The sequence below is a fragment of the Bartonella sp. JB63 genome (genome assembly GCF_002022665.1).
Classification (GTDB): Bacteria; Pseudomonadota; Alphaproteobacteria; order Rhizobiales; family Rhizobiaceae; genus Bartonella.
In genome coordinates, this window is record NZ_CP019788.1 from 14,084 (window position 1) to 38,804 (window position 24,721).

Below are 24,721 nucleotides of genomic sequence, written 5' to 3' on the forward strand. Positions count from 1 at the left end.
AAACTATGCTTAAAGTTTTTAAAAATTATACGTATTTTTGTGCTTGTACAACAAGTGCTTTTTTCTTTTTACAAAATATAAATGTTAATGCGACCTCTAAAGTAGGAGATTGTTTAGAAAATAGTCCTTTTCTTAAATGTTCTGATGGTAAAACACATACCTTTACGGGTAAGAACTATCAATCGCCTAGGCAGAGTGACTCTTCGTTTTCTCGGGCTATATTCGTAGAAAAACAAGGGACAGTTATTAATGTCACAAATGCTACCATTTCTAACTCTACAACAGGTGTATCTGCAAAAGAAAATGGAAAAGTGATTTTGCAGAATTCAACTATTCAGAAGGTAGCAGAAGCTCTTTCTGTTAGTGAAAATGGGACAATCAAAATGTTAGGTGGAACAATTGATTTGGATTATGATAAAGGTAGTATAGGAGTGAGCTCGTGGAGTAGTCAAGGAGTAGAGTTGGAGAATGTGCATATTACATTGAAAGAAGGGAAGGAGAAGCGTGCAAATACTGGTTTATATGCTGTGTGTTCTTCTAATAAAATGTGTAATTCTAGAATTACAATGACCAATGGGTCAATAAATGTTTTTGGTATTGGTGCTGGAATAGATAGCGATTCTCAAGGTAATATTTTCTTAACCAATGTAAAGATGACAGTAAAGAATGGTGGTGGCAATGAGTATCCTTATGATTCATTAGGGATATACATCGCTAATAATGCTAGTACATTTAAAATGACTAATGGTTCGATTGATTTTACAAATGGAATAGGAATACTTGCAAAAAAACAAGGACATGCTGTTTTAGATGGTGTCATAATTACTGGAAGGAGTAACGATGATAAGAATAAGAAAGATGATGAGGGTGCGCTGTATCTAGATTCAGGAGGATCTATTCTTTTTAAGAATGGGCATATTTCTGTTTTTAATACTTATGGCATATCAGTGCATCAGGATGTAGACAGCGGTATTATAGAGGAGAAGGTCGACATTGAAAACTCAACCATTACAGCCGCCATGTACCCAGCTATTTATGTTGCAAAACAAAATTCTTCAATGAGAAATTTTGATACTAGTGAGAAAAAATCCATTGTTAAATTATCAAATAATTCACATCTCTCTGGAGACCTTTTGTTACAAACTAAGGATGGAACTATAGAAATTCAGGCTGATCAGTCTGTACTCAAAGGTGGTGTTTCTGTTGCTAAGGGAGCTCTTGCAAAGTTTGATTTAAAAAATAATTCAAAATGGATTTTAACAGCAGGAAAAAACAACAATTTTACAAATCAAAGACATTTGAATAACATCGAATGGTTTATAACATCTTTAGAATTGGATCATAGTATTGTTCAGTTTGATACGACAGAAAATATTGTTTATCAAACACTTAAGATTGGAAAAGGATCGGGTATTGTTTATAGTGCTAGTAATGATGCTAAGCTTCATTTAAATACTTTTATTAGTAAGGAAAGTAACATTAATAACCAAAAGACTGATAGGCTTTTAATTTATGGCGATGTATCCGGTACGACTACTGTTTATGTTACTGGTCAAAATGGAAGTGCGAAAGATGATATAGGAAGGAACGGAAATACCCAAGGTATTTCGCTTATTCAGGTTTCTGGTACGGCGCAGGAAAATTCCTTCAAATTGGAAGGCGAGTATATTACAATTGACGGTTCACCTTATCGATATAGTCTTTATGCTTATGGTCCAGGTTCTTCTCGTGGTCAGGCTAGTATTGATCAAAAGTTGGTTAGTGGTCAGGGAAATGATTTTTGGGATTATCGTCTCCAGAGTGAATATATTCTTTCACCACCATTCAAACCTACACTATCTGAACCTCAACATCCCCGTAAACCGAATTTAACTGAAAAAAGAGTATCAGCAGTTGTGCCACAACTTCCTAGTTATTTGCTCTTACCTCATGCTTTATTTCATGCGGGTTTGGTAGATATGAGCAATCAACACGAACTTTTGGAAATTATGCAAAGTACTGCCAATGAACCTGAGCGCAATGAAAAGGCAAGCTTTTTTATACGTGGTTATGGTGGTAATCACCATTATGCTTCAAATTTGACTGTATTTGAATATGGTTATGGAGCCGATCTTGATTATAATGCTATGATGACAGGTATTGTATTAAATACATTAGAGGATGAGCATAGTGCGTTGTCTTTTGGAGTTATGGGGTCTTATAGTAGGCTTTCTCTTCAGCCTCATGATGTTGAGCGAAGTCAAAAGAGTACATTTAATAAATGGTCAGGAAAACTTTATACTAATTTGCAGCATGATACGGGCTTTTATGCAAATGGATTTATATCTTATGATCTTTTTAAGGGTGATGTTGCAACTTTTTCTCGAGGAAAAACGGCAATATTAAAAGGTACACTTTTCAGCGCCTCTTTGATGGGAGGTCAGGCTATTATAACGAATTATGACGGAATTATTATTGAACCGCAACTTCAGGTCATTTATCAGTCTATAACATTTGATAGAGCTCGTGATATTGATCAGTTTGATATTGAATTAGGAAGCCATGATCAGTTGATAGCACGCGTTGGTGGCTGTTTAACGAAAGCTGTTTCCTCTTCTGAAGAAGCACATGTTGTTTCCTTTTATAGCAAACTTCATCTTGCGCATAATTATGAAAACAAACGAATGGTATATTTTAAAGATGCTTTTCAATTAGGGGCATTTGGTTCTGCAATTGAAACAGGTTTAGGTGTTCACGCCCAATTATTTACCAATATAGCGTTTCATGGTGATTTGTTATATAAACATAAATTGACCAAAGCTGGTTTTTCTGGGATTAGTGTTTCGGGTGGATTGCGCTATCAATTTTAATTCATAAAGATTAGCCTATTCTTTGTTTTTAACAACTGTTGATAAGTTCCATTAAGTTTTTTAGTGGAGCTTATAAATAAACATTTAATTTGGAAAGATATTGTGTCAAAAGATAAAATCATTTCATTAAAAACAGCCTAATTTGCTATCCAAAAGTCCAAAAAATATGCCATTTTGATAAATTATATGGAGGCAAATTAGAAAGACTTTATTTTTTTATATGATCCTCATTTGAAAAAATGATTTTATAGTATAAAAAGGTTAAGTAAAAAAATAGCCATTAAAAAGATAAAAATAGTTATGAATTGTATTTAAAAAACATTATTCAAAATTCAACAATAATTCGATAAACAGAATGTTCTTAAATGGCGTTTAAAATATTGCGGATGTTAGATTTTGTCTAATGTTATTAGAGGGGTCGTCGCTTTGCTACAGGATATTTATGGTTTTTTGCAATCCGTGTAATTGCTTCTTCTAAAGGTTCAATCATAACATCCATGGAATAGCCATTTGCATGAATGATATTTTTATGGTCGATCATAATTGCAACATGACCTTTCCAAAAAATCAAATCACCTCGTTCAAGAGTATCAGTGTCTGTTAGTTGTTTTCCTATAGTTTGCTGTTGTATACTGGTATCACGTAAAACCATTTTCCCTGTCATCATCATAGAAAGCTGGACTAATCCAGAGCAATCGAGACCAAAGCCACTAACACCACCCCAAAGATAAGGTGTGCGAATAAAAGTCTGAGCAATAGTTACATAATCTTTAAACGTATGTTGAATAGGGTGAAGATGAGAAGAAATAATAGCTGTTCCATTTTCAAGGATAGAATATCGTGTATCACGTATTTCAGTTTCATTAACGATGCTTACTTTGCTTCCCATAGATAAAGCGCGTTCTATGGGTTTTTTTAAATCAGCTTGTGAATATTGGAAAGTACGAGGAACTGAAACAATGTGCGTTTGCTTTATGGTTGATATGCAAAGAATTTGTGTATCAATATAACCTATGTAACCATCTTTAAGTGATTGCACCTTTGACATTGCTTCACCTTGCTCAACGATTAAGACTTCTTCTCCGAAGAGGCACTCTGTTTGCCTTTCACTTTTTTCACTGTTTTCTTTGAATAGACCTGCAACAGCTGTATTAACGCGCCTTTTTTCTCCTTGAACAGAACAGGGAGTTTTTGTTTCTTTTGCAGATTGTTGATTTGTGAGGTTATCTTTAGATGTATGCAACTGTGGATTTTTATGAGACATTTTTTTATCTTTTATTATTTTGAATTTATTTCTTTAACAATCTAAAAATGAGTATTAATTTATTTTTATCGTCGATAAAAAGAATAAAATTGTAATTTTTTCAAGTTTTCTTATATCCTTATCGATTATTTATATCAAATTTGATCTTTGAAGAGATTATAAAGAGCGCGAATAGCTTGTGCAGTTCCACCGATAGGATAACCTGGTCTTTCTTTTGGAGTCCACCCATAAAGGTCAAAATGAGCAAAATTTTCAGCTTTTTCTACAAAAGAATTTAGAAATAAAGCAGCGGTTATAGAACCAGCGAAATTGTTACAAGATGTATTATTAATATCGGCAATTGATGATGATAACATTTCTCTATAGGGTTTCCAAAGAGGCATTTGCCATAGGGGATCGGCAACGGAATTTGCTGAGTGAGAAATTTTTTGTGCCCAAATTGGGTTACTGCAATAAAATGCAGGGAGATCTGGCCCTAATGCTATGCGAGCAGCCCCTGTTAAAGTAGCCATACAAATCATGAATTGTGGGCTTTTTTCATCACCGTAGGTTAGGGCATCGGCAAGAATAAGCCGACCTTCAGCATCTGTATTGCCAACCTCAACGCTTAATCCTTTACGACTTTTAAGGATGTCACCTGGTCGGAAAGCGTTAGCAGAAATGGCATTTTCAACCGCGGGAATTAAAACGCGTAAACAAAAGGGTAGTTTTGCATCCATGATTATTTTCGCTAATCCTAAAACATGCGCACTGCCACCCATATCTTTTTTCATTAATAACATATTGTTAGCAGATTTAATATCTAATCCTCCAGTATCAAAGGTTACTCCTTTGCCAACCAATGTGATTTTAGGATGATTTTCTTGTCCCCATTGTAATTCAATGAGTCGTGGTGCAATGCTACTTGCTCGTCCTACGGTATGAATCATCGGAAAATTTTGTGTTAAAAGCTCATCTCCACAAATACTTTTGACATGGGCCTTATAAGTTTGTCCTAGCTGTCGTGTTGTTGTTTCGAGAGTGTCAGGATTCATATCATTGGCTGGAATGTTGATAAGATCACGGATCAAAAAGACAGTTTTATAGATTCGTTTAAGTTCATCCAGATCAATTGCTTTATGCACATGGATCGATAATGATTTAGAAGGGGATTTTTGACGATAGTGGTTAAATTGATAGCTTCCAAATGCTAATCCAAGATACGTATTCATTTCATTTGAGGCTGTTCCTTCTAAATGCCAATTGCCGGTAGGGAGGTTTTTAGGGAGGAGGCCAGTGATGAAAGGGTTTTCCTTATCACCCACTCCAAATAAAACTTTTTTTAATTGTCCTGTTGAGTGAGGGACAAATAATATTTGTCCTGCTTTTCCAGTAAAATCATTCACTTTCATCCATGAAGTTGTTGACAAATCAAAGGATAAATTAGCAAGACTTTTTGTATCAATTAAAAGGATAGGACAGCTCTTATCAGAATATTTTGCAGTGAAATTGATTTGGTATTGAAGCATGTATTTTTGATCCTTATAGTTTTCGAAGCGCAACATACTCGACCAAATGATTTTTTCCCTTTCGTAGAATGAGATCAGCTCGCGGTCGTGTTGGTAATATATTTTCTTGTAAATTTTTCAGATTAATTGTGTGCCAAAGATCTTCAGCAATTTGTGAGGCTTCTTCTTCATTTAACATTGCATAACGATGAAAATAGGATTCAGGCCTTTGAAAGGCTGTTTTACGTAAACGTTTGAAACGTTCTAAATACCATTGATGGATCACTTCTGTTGCAGCGTCTACATAGATTGAAAAATCAAAAAAGTCTGAAACAAAAGGTACAATTTTTCCATCTTTAGGATAATCACTTACTTGAAGCACATTCACACCTTCAACAATTAAAATATCAGGTCGATCAATAATAATTTTTTGATTTTCTAAAACATCGTAAGTCATATGCGAATAAAGCGGTGCACTAACATTACTAATGCCTGCTTTTACATCGGAAAGAAAGCGCAGTAATTTTTTAATATCATAGGAATCAGGAAATCCTTTACGATTCATACGATTTTTTTTCTGTAAAATGATATTGGGATAAAGAAATCCATCGGTTGTAATAAGATCAACTTTAAGACTGGATTTCCATCGTTTCATAAGCTCTTGGAGAATACGTGCAGTTGTTGATTTCCCTACTGCAACAGAACCAGAAATTCCAATAATGAAAGGGGTTTTTTGGGTATCTGTTTGATGCAAAAATATTTGACGTTTTCGGAAAAGTTCCTGTACTGCCTCAACATGGTACGATAAGAGACGTGCTAAAGAAAGATAAATACATTGCACTTCTTCCAAATCGATGGGATCATCCATTGATCGTAAACGCTTAATTTCATCAAAAGTTAAGGTAAGTGGTGTATTTGCACGAAACTGAGACCATTCCTGTACAGTAAAGAAAGTATAGGGAGAATATTGCTCAGAAACATAATTGATCAAGTTATCTTCTTGATCGGCTTTTAATGGATTAATATCAATCATTTTTATTGGCCAAGAGTTTTTTAGACTATTTTTTAGCAATGGTCATGATTGAGAATAGAAAAGCGGATTGTTTTATTGTTAAAAAGATTATGTTTCGCATGTTTTTTTCTTTAAAATAATGAGTAATATTAGACTTAACTTATAGTCCAGTCATTCCAGCATGCCAATAATTTGTTTTTGTGATAGACCTTTTGCCAAAAAAGCCCATAAAAGTAAACGTGCTTTTACTGCTGATAAATAGCCAGACATTAAAGCACCAGAAGTAATCATATCAATTTCTGAGCCTTTATAACCATAGATTGTACGAGTTGTTGAGCCATGATAAGAACGGCTTGCAATGATGATTGGTATTTTCTTTGCGTATTGTCGCACTATATCTGCTTCTTGAAAACTACAATGACCTGCACCAAAGCCTGCTATGATAAGACCTGCATAATGTCCACTTTCAAGGCAAAACCTCATTAAATTTGTATTGGATGATAAAGAGCAATATAGAAGTGCAACTTGATGATCAATTTTTTGAGGAAGAGCAAAGGCTGTGGGAAAAAAATTTCGATCGTTGAAATAAAAGAGTTTTCCTTCTAATATTGTTCCTAGAATGCCTGCTAAACCTGATTGAAATGTTTCAACTTTAACAGTATGGCTTTTTTGTACCCAGTAGGGTGAATGAATAGTATCATTCATTACGACGAGGACGTCTCTATTGCGACTTTGTGGATCAGCCAGCAACACGAGTTGCAGCCAAAAGATTAGCAGGTCAGTCAGCACTTGCTTCACAGGGTATACGCATAGCACCAGTTACAACAATTGGTTCGGCTTTATTCCAATAAAGGGAAAGAAAAAAAGCTGTTTCTTCCAGTGTATCGGTCCCTTGTGTTAAAACAATACCATCTGCACCAGTCTTGATTTGCTGTGTTGCCCACTCTATTGTTTCAAGAAGAATTTTAAAAGATAAAGATCCGCTTGGTAATTGTGTTAAAGTTTGACTATGAATATTAGCAATGTTTTTTAAAACAGGGACGTTTTTTATGAGCTCATCTGATGTTAAAATTGGCTACATTTGGCCCAAATTATCGCCTTTCATTGCAATTATTCCGCCTAATGTTCCTACTTTTTCATAATTTTTCCTTGTAAGAAGGCAAATTGCTTATACTAAAGTAATATAATAATAACTCGACTATACAACAACGATGATATCATTTTTATTTTATATTGAGAAAAATTGAAATATGCTCAGTCGTTGTGTTTTGCAGCGTATATTATTAAATAAAGGAATTAGTGATTTGATTTTATGAATGATAAAGGGAAGCAATGAAGCAATGTTAAGGAGTTTTCTTATGACAGAGCATAAGCCTGATATTATGTATGGTACAACAATCGTAACTGTAAGAAAAGATAATAAAGTCGTTATGGCTGGTGATGGTCAGGTTTCACTTGGACAAACAATTATGAAAAGTAATGCACGCAAAGTCCGTCGTCTTGGGAAAGGCGGAGCGGTGATAGCTGGTTTTGCAGGTGCTACAGCAGATGCTTTTACGTTATTAGAAAGATTAGAAACAAAACTTGAGCAATATCCTGATCAGCTTATGCGTGCATGTGTAGAACTTGCAAAGGATTGGCGCACCGATCGTTATTTGCGTCGTCTTGAAGCAATGATGCTTGTAGCTGATAAAAAAGTTACTTTGGCTTTAACAGGTCTTGGTGATGTATTAGAACCAGAAGATGGAGTTATGGCAATTGGTTCTGGAGGCAATTTTGCTTTGTCAGCTGCAAGAGTACTAATGGATATGGATTTAGATGCAGAAACTATTGCATGTAAAGCAATGAATATTGCCGCTAAAATTTGTGTTTACACCAATGACAATTTTACAATAGAAACGTTGGATGCTGAATTACCTCCTTTAGAGAAAGCTATTTGAATGTGTGTTGTATTTTCCCCCCGCGAAACTGTTTCTGAACTTGATCGTTTTATTATTGGACAAAATGATGCTAAGCGTTCTGTTGCTATTGCACTGCGTAATCGATGGCGTCGACAACAGCTTGAAGGGCAGATGCGTGAAGAAGTGATGCCCAAAAATATCTTGATGATAGGACCAACGGGTGTCGGTAAAACAGGGATAGCTCGTCGGTTAGCAAAACTTTCTGGAGCACCTTTCGTTAAAGTAGAAGCTACTAAATTTACCGAAGTGGGTTACGTTGGGCGTGATGTTGAGCAAATTATTCGTGATCTCGTTGAAATTGCAATTTCTCTTGTGCGTGAAAAAAAGCGTGATGGAGTAAAAGCAAAAGCCCATATTAATGCTGAAGAACGAGTTTTAGACGCTCTTGTGGGAAAAACAGCAAGTCCTGCTACTCGTGATAGTTTTCGTAAAAAATTGCGCGAAGGAGAATTAGATGACAAAGAGATTGAAATTGAAGTAACTGATAATAGTAATAATGCTCCAACTTTTGATATTCCTGGTATGCCTGGCGCGCAAATGGGTATTATGAATTTATCAGATATTTTTGGAAAAATGGGTCTTCGTACAAAGATACGCAAAATAACTGTAAAGGATGCTTTTAAACCATTAATTGATGATGAATCTGAAAAACTTCTTGATCAAGATCAAATTATTCAAGAAGCACTGCGTGTTGCTGAAAATGACGGAATCGTTTTCATTGATGAAATTGATAAAATTGCAACTCGAGATGGTGGGGCAGGCGCTGCTGTTTCACGTGAAGGAGTTCAACGGGATCTGCTTCCTTTAGTTGAAGGAACAACGATTACAACAAAATATGGGCAAATAAAAACAGATCATATTCTTTTTATTGCTTCTGGTGCATTTCATGTATCTAAACCGTCGGACTTATTGCCAGAGCTTCAGGGTCGTTTACCTATCCGTGTAGAGTTAAATGCTTTAACAAGAGAAGATTTACGACGCATTCTTACTGAACCTGAAGCCAGTTTGATTAAACAATATGTTGCTTTAATGGCAACAGAAGAAGTCCATTTAGAAATTACTGATGATGCAATTGATGCTTTAGCTGATATTGCTGTTGATTTAAATGCGAGGATTGAAAATATTGGAGCACGTCGTTTGCAAACGGTTATGGAACGTGTTTTGGATGAAATTTCTTTTACAGCACCTGATAAAGCTGGTACTTCATTTAAAGTTGATGCTGATTATGTCAAAAAGTCTATAGGAGAGCTTGCTTCTGATATCGATCTTTCGCGTTTTATTCTTTAGGAGTTTTTGTGTATTTTGATCTATCGATGTGCTTCGATGATTTTGAAACCATGAACTTCTTCATGTATAAAAACTGTGCGAAAGAGTTTCTTTAATAATGTTTCATAGGGAAGATGGCGATTCGCAACAAGAAGAAAGCGACCTTTAGGTTTAAGATATTTTGCAGCATTTGTAATGAAGTGCTGTCCTAATGAGATATCTGTCGTTTTTTGTGTATGAAATGGTGGATTTGAAATGATTGTATCATAAAGATTTGTGATAGGCTCACAGATAAGATCATGCCAGTAAAAGCCGATTGGAAGAGGGTTTGGTATTTGTTTTATATGTTTTTTTGCTGCTTCTAAAGCATTATAGTCGGCTTCATAAAGGTCGAGTGTGGTTAGATTTTTGCTTACTTCAAGTGCAGTGTAAGAAAGAAATCCCCAACCAGCTCCAAAGTCAGCTGTTTTTCCAGAAATGACTTTGTGTATATAAGGTACAAGTGCAGCAGATCCTGGGTCAATACGGCCGTGAGAAAACATACCAGAATTAGTTTGAAATTTATTTTCAAAACTGATTGGTGATGAACGAAAATGAGTGATATTTTGTTTGTCTATTTTTTGTGGTACTTGAAGCCAGAAGATATGGCTATGATTTTTGGATAATTTTTTACTGATAGGGACAATAGTTTTAATCCATTTCATTATTGAGGCAGAACCAACAGTTTTTTCCCCACTAATAATGATCCATCCACCAGGTTTGACTCGTTCTAGTAGATCAAGAAAACGATTATGATTGAGATCACGATATTTACTAAGTTGTAGCAGTGCTCCATCATAGATCATAGCTTGATTTATTTGGGGACTACAGCGAAATTTAGCATTGGTAAATTTTAAAAAATCCGGTCGCCAAGGGGTTATAATTTCAAGGTTTTTTATCCACTTTTGATCAGGGATTTCAGTTAAACCACAACCTAGAAAATGTTGGTTCGAATAAGGTTTAGGAAGATCATAGATTTCAAAAGGCAAAAACAGAGACACATTTTATTCTTTCAAAGAAAGACCTCTCCAATATTAGAATGGCATTTTATTTCATAATAATTAAATAAGATTAATCCTTTTTTTTCTTACTACGGTGTTTCTTTTTAGATGGATTCTTTTCATCAGTATTATTATCTTTTTCTGTTTTTATTGAACCACCATTGATAAGTTCTTTTCCAGTTTGTTGGTCAACAACTTTCATCGATAACCGAATTTTACCACGTTCATCGAAGCCCATTAATTTAACCCAAACTTTATCACCTTCTTTAACAATATCGGTTGTTTTTGCTACACGTTCTGATGCGAGTTGAGAGATATGAACAAGTCCATCGCGTGAACCAAAAAAGTTAACGAATGCACCGAATTCTGCAATTTTAACAACCGTTCCTTGGTAAATAGCACCGATTTCAGGTTCATTAACAATTGAAAGGATCCAATGTTTTGCTGCTTCAATGGTTTTTAAATCAGAAGAAGCAATTTTAATTGTTCCATCATCTTCAATATTAATTTTAGCTCCAGTTTTTTCCACAATTTCGCGGATTACTTTACCACCAGAGCCGATAACATCACGAATTTTATCTACAGTAATGTTCATTATTTCAATACGTGGAGAAAATTCGCTCAGTTCACTCCGTGCACTGGTTAAGGCTTTTGCCATTTCATTGAGAATATGGATTCGACCATCTTTAGCTTGTGCAAGTGCGATTTTCATAATCTCTTCAGTAATGCCATCAATTTTGATATCCATTTGTAAGGAAGTAATACCGCTTTCTGTACCTGCTACTTTGAAATCCATATCACCAAGATGATCTTCATCCCCTAAAATATCAGATAGAATAGCAAATCGTTCACCTTCTTTAATCAAACCCATTGCAATACCAGCAACAGGGCGTGCTAAAGGAACACCAGCATCCATGAGTGCTAGTGAAGTTCCGCAAACGGTTGCCATTGAAGAAGATCCATTCGATTCGGTAATTTCTGATACAGTACGAATAGTGTAGGGAAAGGATTCTTTTGTCGGCAACATGGGATGAATAGCACGCCATGCCAGTTTACCATGACCAATTTCGCGGCGGCCAGGTGAGCCAATACGGCCTATTTCACCTACTGAAAAAGGTGGAAAATTGTAATGAAGGAGGAATGTTTCTTTATACATGCCCGTTAAGGAGTCTATATATTGTTCATCTTCTCCGGTTCCTAATGTTGTTACTACAAGTGCTTGTGTTTCACCACGAGTAAATAACGCTGATCCATGTGTGCGGGGCAAAATACCAACTTCTGATTGAATTGCACGAACATCTGAGGGATTACGTCCATCAATACGTTTTCCTGTATCAAGAATGTTTTGGCGAACGATTTTTGCTTGCAAATGTTTGAAAACAGTTGCAATCTGATCTGTATTAAATTCGCAATTTTCTTCTGTTTCCTGCGTGAATTTATTGATGACTTCTTCTTTAAGAACATCAATCGCAGTATAGCGTTTTTGTTTATCGGTAATTGTATAAGCTTCTCTCAGATCCTGTTCGACCATTTTAAGCATGTTTTTTTCAAGCACAGACAGATCTTCTGGAGTAAAGTCACAAGGTTTTTTAGCCGCTACTTCGGCAAGTTTGATGATGGCATTAATTACAGGTTGAAAACTTTTTTGACCAAACATGACAGCATTCAACATTACATCTTCAGGTAATTCATGCGCCTCTGATTCAACCATCAGTACAGCATTTTCTGTTCCGGCAACAATAAGATCAAGTTTTGATTCAGGCATTTCATCAATGTTAGGATTGAGAATATATTGTCCATTACAATATCCAATACGAGCAGCGGCAATTGGACCCATAAAAGGAATACCTGATAGAGTTAATGCAGCAGAAGATGCAATTATAGCAAGGATATCGGGATTATTTTCTAGATCATGCTGAATAACAGAGGCAATCACTTGTGTGTCATTTTTATAACCGTCGACAAAAAGAGGACGAATTGGACGATCAATCAACCGTGAAATCAAAGTTTCACTTTCACTTGAACGGTTTTCTCGTTTAAAATAACCACCAGGTATTTTACCAACTGCATAGTTTTTTTCTTGATAATTAACGGTGAGTGGAAAAAAATTTTGATCTGGTTTTGGAGTTTTTGCTGAAACAACAGTTGCCAAAACAACAGTTTCACCATATGTAGCAATAATGGCACCATCTGCTTGACGCGCAATTTTTCCTGTTTCGAGGATAAGTGGCCGACCGGCCCATTCAATTTCTACTTTATGGGTTTTAAACATTTTTTATCCTTAATGACCAATATTTACATTTTGGTTTTGCATTATGTTTCAAGGTTATGGACAATACAACAGATACTTCTATTTTTTGCAAAAAAAGAGATAAATGACAGATCAAATGCCAAGTATCTTAATCTTGCTCATGATCTTCATTAGTCTTTGATTACAAGCAGTATATTAAAACAAAAGAGTAATTTTTCATAGAAAAATAACCACCCACTTTTCTTTAGCGGCGTAGATCTAGTCTTTCGATAAGCTTCTGATAGCGATTTTGATCAATGCATTTTAAGTAATCAAGAAGTCGGCGGCGTTGGGATACCATCTTTAAAAGACCACGACGGGAATGGTTATCCTTTTTGTGAGATTTAAAATGATTGGTTAAGTTAGAAATGCGCTCAGAAAGAATAGCAATTTGCACTTCTGGTGAACCTGTATCACCAATTTTAGTTGCATATTCTGTAATAAGAGCCTGTTTACGCTCAGCAGTAATCGACATCGTACCATCCTTTCAAAAAATGAACAAAAAAACACCTGTAGCCGAGATGTCGTCCAGCAAAGGCTGTGAGATAACAATAGAAGAAAAAATCTTATTTGTTTCGATACTTAATATAGGAAATAAAGTTAAAATACTAGTCCTTGAATATTTTCTTTAGCAAACGAGTTTATCTGAGAACATTTATTTTAAGATTTTTTATGAAAGTTTCCTAAAGAATTATTATTCTAATTGATAGAAAAGATTATACTTTACATGATGCGTTAAAAGGGAAAAACAAACTGCTGATTTGGAGACAAAAGATGCAGAGGATTTCAACATTAGAGATTTTTCATAATTCAACATTCAGAAATTTGTGGACTGCTACTCTTGTATTTAATTTAGGGAGTCTTGTACAGACAGTAGGAGCAAGCTGGATGATGACATTGATTAGTTCTTCGCATTCTATGGTAGGACTTGTGCAAAGTGCTACTACATTGCCACTTGTTGTTTTTTCTCTGATGGCAGGTGCATTAGCTGACAATTTTAATCGGCGTCATATTATGCTTTTTGCACAAATTATGATGATGATTATCTCAATTAATTTGGTTATTTTATCTTATATAGGACTGATTACCCCCTGGCTTCTATTATGCTTTACATTTTTGATTGGATGTGGAAGCGCTTTGTATAATCCTTCTTGGCAAGCAACAATAGGGGATATTGTGAATCGAGAAAGTATTTCTACTGCCGTTAGTTTGAATAGTGTTGGTTTCAATTTGATGCGCAGTATAGGTCCTTCTATTGGAGGAATTATTATTTCTACTTTAGGTGGTATTTCAGCTTTTTTTGTCAATGCGTTAAGTTATATTCCTTTAATTAGCGTTTTGTTTTTATGGAAACCAGATTATCAAAACAATACATTACCTCGAGAGAGGTTTTTAGGATCTGTAGCAGATGGTTTACGTTATGTAGCGATGTCTCCCAATCTTCTAAATATTATGATAAGAGCCTTCCTTTTTTGTGTTGGTGCTATGTCTGTTTTTGCGCTATTGCCAATTGTTGTAAATGATTTTTTTAGGGGGAATGCACTGCTTTACGGTACATTACTTAGTTGTTTTGGCCTAGGAGCCATTACAGGTGGCATTATTAATTCGTTTGTACGAAATCATTTAAAGCCAGAAGTAATTGTTACAAGTGCATTTGTTGGAATTTCTTTTTCTTGCTTTTTTTTGGCAATGAGTCGTTCATTATTTATAAGTCACTTTGTTTTATTTCCTGCTGGTTTATGTTGGGTTTTGGCATTATCACTATTTAATACATCTGTACAGCTTTCTACACCACGCTGGGTTGTTGCTCGCGCTTTAGCGCTTTATCAAACTGCATCTTATCTTGGTATGACAGTTGGAAGTGCAATCTGGGGCGCATTAGCTGATAGTTATTCTTTGACATTTGCTTTAAATGTTTGCGCTATATTCTTAATTTGTGGAGCTCTTGCAGGTATCAAATTCAAAGTTAAAGAAATTCCTCAAATTAATCTTGAGCCACTTGATCAAGTTAGAGAGCCAGAGCTTTCATTAGACTTAGAAGCACAAAGTGGTCCAATTATGATTATGATTGATTATCAAATTAATGAAAATGATCTTGCAGAATTTCTCGAAATTATGACACGTCGGCGCCATATTCGACTACGTGATGGTGCTCGACAGTGGGTTCTTTTGCGTGATCTTGAGAGACCCGAATATTGGACAGAATCTTATCATATGTCAACATGGGTGGATTATTTGCGCCATAATCGCCGTCGCACAAAAGCAGATATAGAGGTTAACAAACATCTTGATAAATTAAATCGCATATCCAATGGTATAAAGGTGCATTACATGATTAAGTGGCAAACAGTACCAAAAATTAATGAGATGCGCTTAAAATTGTCTAATAATCAATAATTTGAATGGTATAGAATGTGGAAAAGCTGTATTTGATCATTATAGAAAACAACTTTCCGCAAAGAACTTAGCGTTATATATAACAGTTCGTTAAATTGTGAAAATCCGTTTTGGTTTGAATTGATTTTTGTCAATTGCACCTATAGCAAGAAGTTGGTCTTTGTAGGTTACATAAGCGTTTTCTTCGTCAATAAGTGTGCTTTTCTCAAATAAAAATACTGAATTACCCATTTTTATACGCAGTGCTTGAGTTTTATCGAGGGTATAATGTGGTAGGCAATGTAATGCGGCATCCGTTTTAATCAGTAATTGGTCGATTTTAGAGAAATCTCTGTTGGGTAGAGTGCAATCATTTTTTGTTTCTTTGTGAGGTATTGCTGCTTTTAATTCATCCCATGTAATGAGATCACTTTCTCCAAAAGGTGCGACTTTTATACGGCGTAGGTCAGCAATATATCCATAACAACCGAGATCGTATCCCATATCGCGTGCTAAGGAGCGTACATAGGTTCCTTTTCTGCATGTCATTTCAAAAATCGAATGTCCTTGGGCATTGGTTTCGATGAGTTTGAGCGTTTTAATTTCCACTTGACGGGGTGGAATTTCAATATTTTCACCTCTGTGTGCTAAATCATATGCACGGTTACCAGCAATTTTAATTGCTGAAAATCGTGGAGGTTTTTGCCAAATAACACCTGTATATTTTGGTAAAAGCATGAGAATACTTTTTTGTGTTGGACGTATCGGAGATGTTTTAGTAATTTTACCTTCTAGATCATCTGTGGAGCGCTCTTCTCCCCAAGCTACACGAAAATGATAAGTTTTAGTGCCTTCCATGACGTAAGGAACAGTTTTTGTTGCTTCTCCCAGTGCAATAGGCAATATACCAGAAGCAAGTGGATCAAGTGTTCCAGCATGCCCAGCTTTTTGTGCATTAAAAAGCCATTTGATTTTTGAGACAGCTGCTGTTGAACTCATTCCTTTGGGTTTATCAAGGATGATCCAGCCAGAAATAGAACGACCTTTTTTTTTGCGTTGTCGTGTCACGTTTTTTAATCTTTAAGTTTATCATTATGTTGAAGATCACGTGCAACCTCAGGTGATCGGAGTAAGGCATCAATTTTTGCAAAATTATCAAAACTGTTATCAAATCGGAAACGGAGTGTAGGCATGTATTTCATTTGCCGTAACTGATGACTAATTGCTCCACGGATAAAACGGCTATGTTTATTTAAAATGCTAATGATAGCATCGTGCGAAGTTTTATCTACGGTGTTGAGAAGAGAAACAAAGCAAGTGGCAATTTTCAGGTCTGACGACATACGTACTTCGGAGACAGAAATAACAATATTTCTTAAGGCATCATCAAGTAAAACATCCCGTTGCAATATATGAGCTACTGCATGACGGACTTGTTCTCCTACTCTTAATTGCCGTTGTGATGGGCCTATATTTTTTATCAAAATTATTACCTTTTATTACGCTTCTTTCTTTTAAAAGATTAAAAAAAGATGGAAGCATTGTATAATTAAGTCTAAAGATTTCTCTTCCTTTTATGGAAAAGAAAGATTCTAGATAACATTTATAATTTACGGCTAATATGTTCGATCCGGAAGGTTTCAATAATATCACCAGCGCGGACATCATCATAGTTTTCAAATGCCATTCCACACTCTTGACCAACGTGTACTTCATTGACTTCATCTTTAAAGCGTTTGAGCGTTTTCAACTTTCCTTCATGAATAACAATATTATCTCGAATCAGACGAACACCAGCACCTCTTTCTATTTTTCCTTCTGTAACCCGGCAGCCAGCGACTTTTCCAGTTTTTGTAATGTTAAAGACTTCTAGAATTTCAGCATTGCCAAGGAAGGTTTCACGCTGTTCTGGTGAAAGTAGTCCTGACATAGCTGCCTTTATATCATCAACAAGATCATAAATGATGTTATAATAACGGATTTCAATTCCTTGAATTTTAGCTGCATCTCGTGCTTGTTTATTTGCTCGAACATTAAAGCCGAGAATAGCAGAATGAGAAGCTTCAGCGAGAGAAATATCACTTTCAGTAATACCTCCTGCGCCCGAGTGCACAATGCGTGCACGCACTTCTTCATTCCCTAGTGCTTCTAATGCTGAAGCGATCGCTTCAATAGATCCTTGAACATCTCCTTTGATGATAAGTGGAAATTCTTTTACGCCGGTCGTCTGTAATTTTGTCATCATTTGTTCAAGAGAACCACGAGAACCAGTTTGTCGGGCTACGGCTTTATCACGTGCTAGGCGCTGACGATATTCAGCAATTTCTCGTGCTTTTGCTTCATTTGTCACTACAGCAAATCGGTCACCAGCTTGTGGTGTACCTTGCATACCTAAAATTTCAATTGGTGTAGAAGGTCCTGCTTCTTTAATATGGCGGTTGTGATCATCGATTAAAGCGCGGACACGCCCCCATTCATTACCGGCAACAATAATATCAGAAAGATGTAATGTACCTTTTTGGACAAGAACAGTTGCAACAGATCCGCGTCCTCGATCAAGTTTAGCTTCAATAATAACGCCTTCTGCTGTTCGCTCTGAATCGGCCTTAAGATCAAGAAGCTCAGTTTGAAGAAGAATAGCTTCCAAAAGTTTATCAAGATTCTGTCCTGTTTTGGCAGAAACTTCAACTTCTAAAGTTTCACCACCCATGGTTTCAACAAAAACTTCATGTTGTAAAAGTTCTGTACGTACTTTTTGTGTGTTGGCAGTTGGTTTATCAATTTTGTTAATGGCAACAATAATGGGGATATTAGCAGCTTTTGCATGATTAATTGATTCAATAGTTTGTGGCATTACACTATCATCAGCAGAGACTACTAAAACAGCGATATCAGTCACTTGAGCACCACGAGCACGCATAGCTGTAAAAGCAGCATGTCCAGGTGTATCGATAAAGGTAATCTTTTGACCGTTTTTCTCAACCTGATAAGCACCGATATGCTGTGTAATTCCACCTGCTTCACCAGAAACAACATTGGCTTTACGAATAGCATCAAGAAGAGAAGTCTTTCCATGGTCAACATGGCCCATAATGGTCACAACAGGTGGACGTGGGCGCATTTTTAACAGATCATCATTAATATTGAAGATGCCACCTTCTACATCAGATTCTGAAACACGTTTAACTGTATGACCAAATTCGACGGCAATCAGTTCAGCGACATCTGCATCAATGATATCACCTGGCTTCATCATTTGTCCTTGTTTCATCAAAAATTTAATAACATCAACAGAACGTTCAGTCATGCGCTGAGCGAGTTCTTGAATGGTAATGGTTTCAGGAAGAATAACTTCACGGGAAATTTTTTCTCTTGGTTCTTGGTTTTGTGCACGTTTGAATTTTTCCTGCCGGCGGCGCATTGCTGCTATTGAGCGGCCACGTGCACTTCCTTCTTCATCTAATGCACTATTGAGAGTAAGTTTTCCTCGGCGACGTTCATCAGCTCCTTTTACAACTTTAGGCGAACGTATTTCTGGTTTAGAAGAATTAGCGCGTCGGTTATGTCTGTCTTCATTTTCATTATCATCGGTAATACGCTTTTCCGCTGAGGGTATATTTTTAAGCGGGATAGTCATTTCTAATGCTTTTAATGTTTTTACGTCTATTACTGCGATAGGTTCTGTTGGGGGGATAGAAGTATGAGTTGGAATTTGCTCTGAGGTGTCTTTATTTTCTTGTAATATTTGCGTTTTTTGATAAGTTTGTAAATACAAGCTTTCTTTACGTTCTTTGTCATGTTTTTCTTTTTCAGCTTTTTTGCGTGTTATTTTTTCTTGAATATATGCCTCTTCTAAAGCGCGGCGTCTCGCTTCTATTTCGGCCGATGAAAGATTACTTTGGGCTACAGGTTTACTGGGTGGTGCTTCTTCGAATTTTGGTTTAGAGCGTTGAGCCACATGTGGTTTAGTAATCATCGGTTGTAGTGCTTCAGCTTTTTCATCGGGGCGTGTAATTTTGCGCCGTTTTGTCTCGACAACCACAGCTTTTGTACGACCATGGCTGAAATTTTGTTTGACTGTACTGGTTTCTAATCCTGATCGTTTTAAGGTCAGTGTTTTTTTAGCTGTTATTTTATCATTATTGTTTTCACTCATTGTATTTCCTTCACGACCTTCACTGTCATTGTACCAAGCTGATTACATTTATCCTCACGATAGGTGATCAGTTTGTATATCGTTTTGATAAATCCCTCTGCAGCTTTCGTATTCAATAAGGCAGCATGTATCACAGGATTAGCACCAAAAGCCATACTCATTTCATCACTTGTAAATAAAGATATGGCTTTTATATTCTGGTTTATTTTTTGTTGTATTGCATGGATAGCTTGCGAAATTTTGCGTTTTCCATCTTCTTTTGCTTCTTTTGCATGAAGAACAAGAATAACTTGACTAGAACGAATAGCAGAAACAACTTTAGTTGACCCTATAGCAATAGCTCCTGCTTTTCGGGCCATAGAAAGGCTTCCAAGGGCATTTTTTAATAATAATTTATCCACAATATGAGCGAGGTCTTTAGAAACCTCAACATTTGTTTTAAGATTTTTGCTAAAAGCTTTACGTTTGACTGCTTCTTCAATAGTAGCGTGATGAGCAGAAACCCAAATACCACGTCCTGGTAAGTTAGCTTTAAGGTCAGGGATAATTTGATTATTTGGACCAATGACAAAGCGGATCAGCGTTGTCGCTGAGGCACTTTTTTTCGTCACAATGCAAGTCCGTTCATTCATTTAAAGTGTATCCACATCCAAATTATCTATTGTTTCATTTTCTATAGGATGCTGTGCAAGATCAGCTTGATTTATCCAACCTGCTTGCACACGTGCTTCTAAGACCATGGCTTCTGCATCAGCACGCGTAATATCAAATTGTGTTAAGATGCCAGGAAAATTTTTTGTTTGACCTTCCTTACATTCTCGCCATCCAACTAGATCATCAACTGCATAGCCCGCAAAATCTTCCATTGTTTTGACACCATCTTTACCTAAAGCAATTAACATAGCATTTGTCATACCAGGAAGTTTTTGCAATTCATCTGAAACACCTAGCTTTTTACGTTTTTCATTGAGTTCTTTTTCTTTACGTTCTAAATATTCACGTGCACGATTTTGGATCTCTGAAGCAGTGTCATGATCAAAACCATCAATAGAAGTTATTTCTTCAAGATCAACATAAGCGATTTCTTCAATTGAAGTGAAACCTTCTGATGCCATGACTTGCCCAACCATTTCATCAACATCTAAAGTTTCCATAAAAAGTTTGCTACGTTCAGTGAACTCTTTTTGACGGTTTTCAGATTCTTCCTGTTCTGTTAAAATATCAATATTCCATCCCGTTAGTTGCGAAGCCAAACGCACATTTTGTCCACGTCGACCAATTGCAAGGCTAAGCTGATCATCAGGCACAACCACTTCAATACGCTCCGCATCTTCATCGAGAACGACTTTTGAAACTTCAGCAGGTTGTAACGCATTGACGATAAATGTCGCAGCATCAGGTGACCAAGGAATAATATCAATTTTTTCGCCTTGTAATTCTGCAACAACAGCCTGAACACGGCTTCCTCTCATTCCAACACATGCACCAACGGGATCAATTGACCCATCGCGTGAAACAACAGCAATCTTTGCGCGAGAACCTGGGTCACGAGCAACAGATTTAATTTCTATAATACCATCATAAATTTCTGGGACTTCCATAGTAAAAAGTTTTGCCATGAATTGAGGGTGTGTGCGTGAAAGGAAAACTTGAGGTCCTCTTGGTTCACGATGTACATCATGAACAAATGCACGAATACGATCTCCATAACGGAAAGATTCCCGAGGAATTAATTCATCTCGTCGCACGATAGCTTCTCCACGTCCTACATCGACAATAACATTGCCATATTCCACACGTTTGACTGTGCCAGAAATAATTTCACCAATTTTATTTTTAAATTCTTCGAATTGATGATTTCGTTCTGCATCACGTACTTTTTGCACAATAACTTGTTTAGCAGATTGTGTTGCAATGCGTCCAAAGTCCATGGGAGGTAAAAGATCAGAAAGAAAATCACCAACTTTTGCATCTTCTTTGCGCTTTAAGGCATCGGATAAAGCGATTTCAGTTGTATAATCTTCAACGATATCAACAACTTTAAGAAGACGTTTTAATTTAATTTCACCTGTTTTAGAATTAATTTCAGCACGAATATTCGTTTCTTGGCCATAACGAGAACGCGCCGCTTTCTGGATAGCATCGGCCATTGCAGAAATGACAATTTCACGGTCAATCGACTTTTCACGTGCAACAGCATCTGCAATTTGCAGAAGTTCAAGCCTGTTAGCGCTTATAGCCATCGATTCTCTCCTTTTTTGTGCCACATGAGGGCAGTGGTTCTTTTAATATTAATTGTTATAGTTTTTTTTCAACGTGTCACGAATAAGCTCATTGGTAAGAACCAAATGCGCATTGGTAATATTAGAAAAAGAAATAAACACATGCATTTCTTTTCCATCAGCTGTCTTATCAAGATTTAAAGTCAATCCATTTTGTGCAACATTTACAAGTTTACCACGGAATTTCTTGCGTCCATCAATGGCGGTACTGGTTTCAATTTTTACGAGATGTCCTTGCCAATGAAAGAAATCAGATTTTCTTACGAGTGGGCGATCAATACCAGGGGATGAAATTTCTAAATGATATTTACGTTCAATAACATTTTCTATGTCAAGAAGAGGAGCAATAGTTCGACTAACTATTTCACAATCTTCTATTGTCATGATTCCATTAGTTCGTTCTGCCATAATTTGGAGTGTTAAACCATTTAAACTTAAAATTTTTATACGAACTAAACGAAAGCCTAAAGGTTTTAGTAATGGTGCAATAAGAACGGCAACACGCGCTGCAACACCATTTTCTTCAAACAAGCGTGGTTCATCAATATCGTCCTTTTCAATTTCCTTCATTATAGCTTATCCAAATTGTTATCGAACTTACAACATTAAAAAAGAGTGGCTCCAAATGAACCACTCCTCATCATAAGGCCAAAAATTCATCCTCTTATAATCTTAAACAGAAAATTTTACAAGTTATTTGTAGTAAAGTATTTTTATCTCTTATTTTTTAATAAAGGTAAGATAGGTAGGTGTTCTACCTTCACATAGAGCTTTTGTTTCATATCGAGTGCTTGGCCAAAGTGGATAAGGAATTTTCCAATCTGTAGGGTTTTCTGCGAGCCATTCGAAACTATCGTGTTGTGCACAATGATAGAGTGTCCAGTTTACATAGGTATCTATATCACTGGCGAAGCGGAGTTTTTTACCTTTTTTAAGAACTCGAGCAAAACGATTTAGATTTTTTTCGTTAATGAAGCGTCGTTTCCAATGCTTTTTTTTAGGCCATGGATCAGGATAAAATAAATCTATTCCATCAAGTGATGCTGCTGGTAACCAATCAAGAAAACGCGCCGCGTCATCGTTATAAAGACGAAGCTGATTTTGGTATTCTTTGTGCTTTTCAATATATAACAATATTTTTGCTATGCCATTAATAAAAGGCTCTACTCCGATAAAACCAGTGTGTGGAAAACATTTTATTTCATGAAGCAAATGTTCTCCTCCACCGAAACCAATTTCAAGTCGGACTTCTTCTACTGGATTAGTGAATAAGGACGTTAATTTTAAAGGTGCAGGCTTACTTAAATTAATATTAAGAGCAGGAAAAAGCGTATTTATAAGTGTAATTTGATTACTTCGTAGCCGTTTTCCCTGTCGGCGACCAAAAAATGCTTCACTCATGCGCGTTTTATGTGTAGTCATGGTATCTTAATCATTTTTTTAAGTTTTCCAACTAGGTCAGTTTTTTCCCAAGAAAATGAACCATCACTTTCTGGTTTGCGCCCAAAATGTCCATAAGCAGCTGTTTTTGCATAAATAGGTCTGTTAAGATCAAGATGTTTGCGGATGCCTGTTGGTGATAGATCCATTATTTTTGGAATTGCAGCCTCAATAACACCTTCATCTACTTTTCCTGTTCCGTGGAGGTTAAGATAAATGGATAAAGGTTCTGCAACGCCAATTGCATAGGAGAGTTGAATGGTGCATTGGTCTGCTAAATCGGCTGCAACAATATTTTTCGCTAGGTAACGTGCAGCATAAGCTGCAGAACGATCAACTTTTGTTGTATCTTTACCTGAAAAAGCACCCCCACCATGAGGTGCAGCACCACCATAAGTATCCACAATGATTTTTCGTCCTGTTAATCCTGCATCGCTTTTAGGACCACCGATAACAAATTTTCCTGTTGGATTAATGTACCAACTGCACTTATTAGAAATCGGGATATCATGTAAAGCTTGAAAAATATAAGGTTCAACAACTGTACGAACTTTATTCGAATCCCAAGTCTCATCAAGATGCTGTACCGAAAGAACAATAGATGTTACTTCGACAGGTTTTCCATTTTTGTATCGTATTGTTATTTGGTTTTTGGCGTCTGGTCCTAGTTTACTGGTTTCTCCTTCTTTTTTATGGCGGGCTATAGCAAGGTGCTCTAAAATCTTATGGGCATAATAAATTGGTGCGGGCATGAGATCTGGTGTTTCACGGCAAGCATATCCAAACATAATGCCTTGATCACCTGCTCCTTCTTCACCTTGACGATCAATGGCATTATCAACTCCTTGTGCGATATCAGCCGATTGTGGACATAAAAGAACATCAATTTTAACAGTTTTCCAATGGAAATCTTCTTGTTCATAACCAATGACGCGAATAGCATGACGTACAACTTTGCGAAAAGGGGCAGGATCAATAATAGGGGAGCCAACTTTATCACGTATAAATTGACCATTTTTATCTTTTTTAAAGAGTGTTTCGGGAATACGTACTTCACCAGCTATGATAACACGATTGACACTCACTAAAGTTTCACAAGCGACTCGTATTAACCATGGATTAATTCCTGCTTTATGAGCTTCCCTGTATACCATATCAACGATTTCATCGGAAATGCGATCACAAATTTTATCGGGATGTCCTTCTGATACCGATTCACTTGTAAAAAGATAATCTTGATGCGGCATGGGAACTCTCTCAAAAAAGAAACCGATATTTCATATGTCGTATATTCAAAT

General features: G+C 36.3%; 18 protein-coding genes and 1 pseudogene. 4 read left to right on the forward strand and 15 right to left on the reverse strand.

The genetic code is table 11. The features are described from left to right. Positions 1-5 precede the first annotated feature (5 nt). On the forward strand, positions 6-2,849 hold the full coding sequence (locus BJB63x_RS00070) for an autotransporter outer membrane beta-barrel domain-containing protein (RefSeq protein ID WP_078718473.1): 2,844 nt from the start codon (positions 6-8) through the stop codon (positions 2,847-2,849). 409 nt (positions 2,850-3,258) lie between these two features. Here the strand turns inward: BJB63x_RS00070 and BJB63x_RS00075 are convergent, their stop codons facing one another. From BJB63x_RS00075 to BJB63x_RS06695, 4 genes and pseudogenes are all read right to left on the reverse strand, one after another. Then, the gene (locus tag BJB63x_RS00075) at positions 3,259-4,113 is read right to left on the reverse strand and encodes a C40 family peptidase (RefSeq protein ID WP_078718474.1); all 855 of its coding nucleotides are present in this window, start codon (positions 4,111-4,113) and stop codon (positions 3,259-3,261) included. 134 nt (positions 4,114-4,247) lie between these two features. Next, positions 4,248-5,621 carry a leucyl aminopeptidase family protein gene (locus tag BJB63x_RS00080; RefSeq protein ID WP_078719489.1) on the reverse strand — a complete coding sequence of 458 codons (1,374 nt, stop codon included), beginning with the start codon at positions 5,619-5,621 and terminating at the stop codon, positions 4,248-4,250. A 13-nt stretch (positions 5,622-5,634) separates the two neighbouring features. Further along, positions 5,635-6,633 carry a type I pantothenate kinase gene (gene coaA, locus BJB63x_RS00085; RefSeq protein ID WP_078718475.1) on the reverse strand — a complete coding sequence of 333 codons (999 nt, stop codon included), beginning with the start codon at positions 6,631-6,633 and terminating at the stop codon, positions 5,635-5,637. Positions 6,634-6,767: 134 nt separating this feature from the next. Further along, positions 6,768-7,717, reverse strand: a pseudogene (locus tag BJB63x_RS06695) (asparaginase). Between the two features lie 253 nt (positions 7,718-7,970). On the opposite strand from BJB63x_RS06695, the gene hslV reads away from it, so the two are divergent. Both hslV and hslU read left to right on the forward strand, forming a co-directional pair. Next, on the forward strand, positions 7,971-8,552 hold the full coding sequence (gene hslV / locus BJB63x_RS00095) for an ATP-dependent protease subunit HslV (RefSeq protein WP_078718476.1): 582 nt from the start codon (positions 7,971-7,973) through the stop codon (positions 8,550-8,552). After that, positions 8,553-9,860 (forward strand): ATP-dependent protease ATPase subunit HslU, encoded by a 1,308-nt coding sequence (gene hslU, locus BJB63x_RS00100; RefSeq protein WP_078718477.1) that lies wholly within the window; start codon positions 8,553-8,555, stop codon positions 9,858-9,860. 20 nt (positions 9,861-9,880) lie between these two features. Here the strand turns inward: hslU and BJB63x_RS00105 are convergent, their stop codons facing one another. The 3 genes from BJB63x_RS00105 to rpsO form a co-directional block, all read right to left on the reverse strand. Further along, positions 9,881-10,879, reverse strand: coding sequence for a class I SAM-dependent methyltransferase (locus BJB63x_RS00105; RefSeq protein ID WP_078718478.1), 999 nt, complete (start codon positions 10,877-10,879; stop codon positions 9,881-9,883). A gap of 70 nt (positions 10,880-10,949) precedes the next feature. Then, complete coding sequence (gene pnp, locus BJB63x_RS00110) at positions 10,950-13,151, reverse strand: polyribonucleotide nucleotidyltransferase (protein ID WP_078718479.1); 2,202 nt, start codon at positions 13,149-13,151, stop codon at positions 10,950-10,952. A gap of 223 nt (positions 13,152-13,374) precedes the next feature. Beyond that, positions 13,375-13,644, reverse strand: coding sequence for a 30S ribosomal protein S15 (gene rpsO / locus BJB63x_RS00115; protein WP_078718480.1), 270 nt, complete (start codon positions 13,642-13,644; stop codon positions 13,375-13,377). A gap of 299 nt (positions 13,645-13,943) precedes the next feature. On the opposite strand from rpsO, the gene BJB63x_RS00120 reads away from it, so the two are divergent. Beyond that, positions 13,944-15,566, forward strand: coding sequence for an MFS transporter (locus tag BJB63x_RS00120; protein WP_078718481.1), 1,623 nt, complete (start codon positions 13,944-13,946; stop codon positions 15,564-15,566). 90 nt (positions 15,567-15,656) lie between these two features. On the opposite strand, the gene truB is transcribed toward BJB63x_RS00120, so the two are convergent. The 8 genes from truB to metK form a co-directional block, all read right to left on the reverse strand. Then, entirely contained in the window at positions 15,657-16,613 is a 957-nt protein-coding gene (gene truB, locus BJB63x_RS00125) for a tRNA pseudouridine(55) synthase TruB (RefSeq protein ID WP_078718482.1), read from the reverse strand. Between the two features lie 5 nt (positions 16,614-16,618). Then, the gene (gene rbfA / locus BJB63x_RS00130; protein WP_078719490.1) at positions 16,619-17,026 is read right to left on the reverse strand and encodes a 30S ribosome-binding factor RbfA; all 408 of its coding nucleotides are present in this window, start codon (positions 17,024-17,026) and stop codon (positions 16,619-16,621) included. Between the two features lie 122 nt (positions 17,027-17,148). Next, a complete protein-coding gene (gene infB, locus BJB63x_RS00135; RefSeq protein ID WP_078718483.1) occupies positions 17,149-19,701 on the reverse strand; it encodes a translation initiation factor IF-2 in 2,553 nt (850 codons plus the stop codon). Further along, positions 19,698-20,333, reverse strand: a complete 636-nt coding sequence (locus tag BJB63x_RS00140; protein ID WP_078718484.1) for an RNA-binding protein — start codon at positions 20,331-20,333, stop codon at positions 19,698-19,700. The genes infB and BJB63x_RS00140 overlap by 4 nt, the downstream gene beginning before the upstream one ends. Continuing rightward, the gene (gene nusA, locus BJB63x_RS00145; protein WP_078718485.1) at positions 20,334-21,944 is read right to left on the reverse strand and encodes a transcription termination factor NusA; all 1,611 of its coding nucleotides are present in this window, start codon (positions 21,942-21,944) and stop codon (positions 20,334-20,336) included. It lies immediately after the preceding gene. Between the two features lie 48 nt (positions 21,945-21,992). Further along, the gene (rimP, locus tag BJB63x_RS00150) at positions 21,993-22,553 is read right to left on the reverse strand and encodes a ribosome maturation factor RimP (protein ID WP_078718486.1); all 561 of its coding nucleotides are present in this window, start codon (positions 22,551-22,553) and stop codon (positions 21,993-21,995) included. Positions 22,554-22,703: 150 nt separating this feature from the next. Continuing rightward, positions 22,704-23,405, reverse strand: coding sequence for a tRNA (guanine(46)-N(7))-methyltransferase TrmB (gene trmB, locus BJB63x_RS00155; protein ID WP_078718487.1), 702 nt, complete (start codon positions 23,403-23,405; stop codon positions 22,704-22,706). Further along, a complete protein-coding gene (gene metK / locus BJB63x_RS00160) occupies positions 23,402-24,670 on the reverse strand; it encodes a methionine adenosyltransferase (protein ID WP_078718488.1) in 1,269 nt (422 codons plus the stop codon). Before metK ends, trmB begins: the two co-directional genes overlap by 4 nt. Positions 24,671-24,721 lie beyond the last annotated feature (51 nt).

What these genes read in the sequence shown, in the direction of transcription:
- nusA (WP_078718485.1), bottom strand. Translation starts at nt 21,944, where the DNA reads ATGGCTATAAGCGCTAACAGGCTTGAACTTCTGCAAATTGCAGATGCT.
- infB (WP_078718483.1), bottom strand. Translation starts at nt 19,701, where the DNA reads ATGAGTGAAAACAATAATGATAAAATAACAGCTAAAAAAACACTGACC.
- rpsO (WP_078718480.1), bottom strand. Translation starts at nt 13,644, where the DNA reads ATGTCGATTACTGCTGAGCGTAAACAGGCTCTTATTACAGAATATGCA.
- BJB63x_RS00080 (WP_078719489.1), bottom strand. Translation starts at nt 5,621, where the DNA reads ATGCTTCAATACCAAATCAATTTCACTGCAAAATATTCTGATAAGAGC.
- BJB63x_RS00140 (WP_078718484.1), bottom strand. Translation starts at nt 20,333, where the DNA reads ATGAATGAACGGACTTGCATTGTGACGAAAAAAAGTGCCTCAGCGACA.
- hslV (WP_078718476.1), top strand. Translation starts at nt 7,971, where the DNA reads ATGACAGAGCATAAGCCTGATATTATGTATGGTACAACAATCGTAACT.
- trmB (WP_078718487.1), bottom strand. Translation starts at nt 23,405, where the DNA reads ATGACTACACATAAAACGCGCATGAGTGAAGCATTTTTTGGTCGCCGA.
- coaA (WP_078718475.1), bottom strand. Translation starts at nt 6,633, where the DNA reads ATGATTGATATTAATCCATTAAAAGCCGATCAAGAAGATAACTTGATC.
- rimP (WP_078718486.1), bottom strand. Translation starts at nt 22,553, where the DNA reads ATGAAGGAAATTGAAAAGGACGATATTGATGAACCACGCTTGTTTGAA.
- BJB63x_RS00075 (WP_078718474.1), bottom strand. Translation starts at nt 4,113, where the DNA reads ATGTCTCATAAAAATCCACAGTTGCATACATCTAAAGATAACCTCACA.
- hslU (WP_078718477.1), top strand. Translation starts at nt 8,553, where the DNA reads ATGTGTGTTGTATTTTCCCCCCGCGAAACTGTTTCTGAACTTGATCGT.
- BJB63x_RS00120 (WP_078718481.1), top strand. Translation starts at nt 13,944, where the DNA reads ATGCAGAGGATTTCAACATTAGAGATTTTTCATAATTCAACATTCAGA.
- BJB63x_RS00070 (WP_078718473.1), top strand. Translation starts at nt 6, where the DNA reads ATGCTTAAAGTTTTTAAAAATTATACGTATTTTTGTGCTTGTACAACA.
- metK (WP_078718488.1), bottom strand. Translation starts at nt 24,670, where the DNA reads ATGCCGCATCAAGATTATCTTTTTACAAGTGAATCGGTATCAGAAGGA.
- pnp (WP_078718479.1), bottom strand. Translation starts at nt 13,151, where the DNA reads ATGTTTAAAACCCATAAAGTAGAAATTGAATGGGCCGGTCGGCCACTT.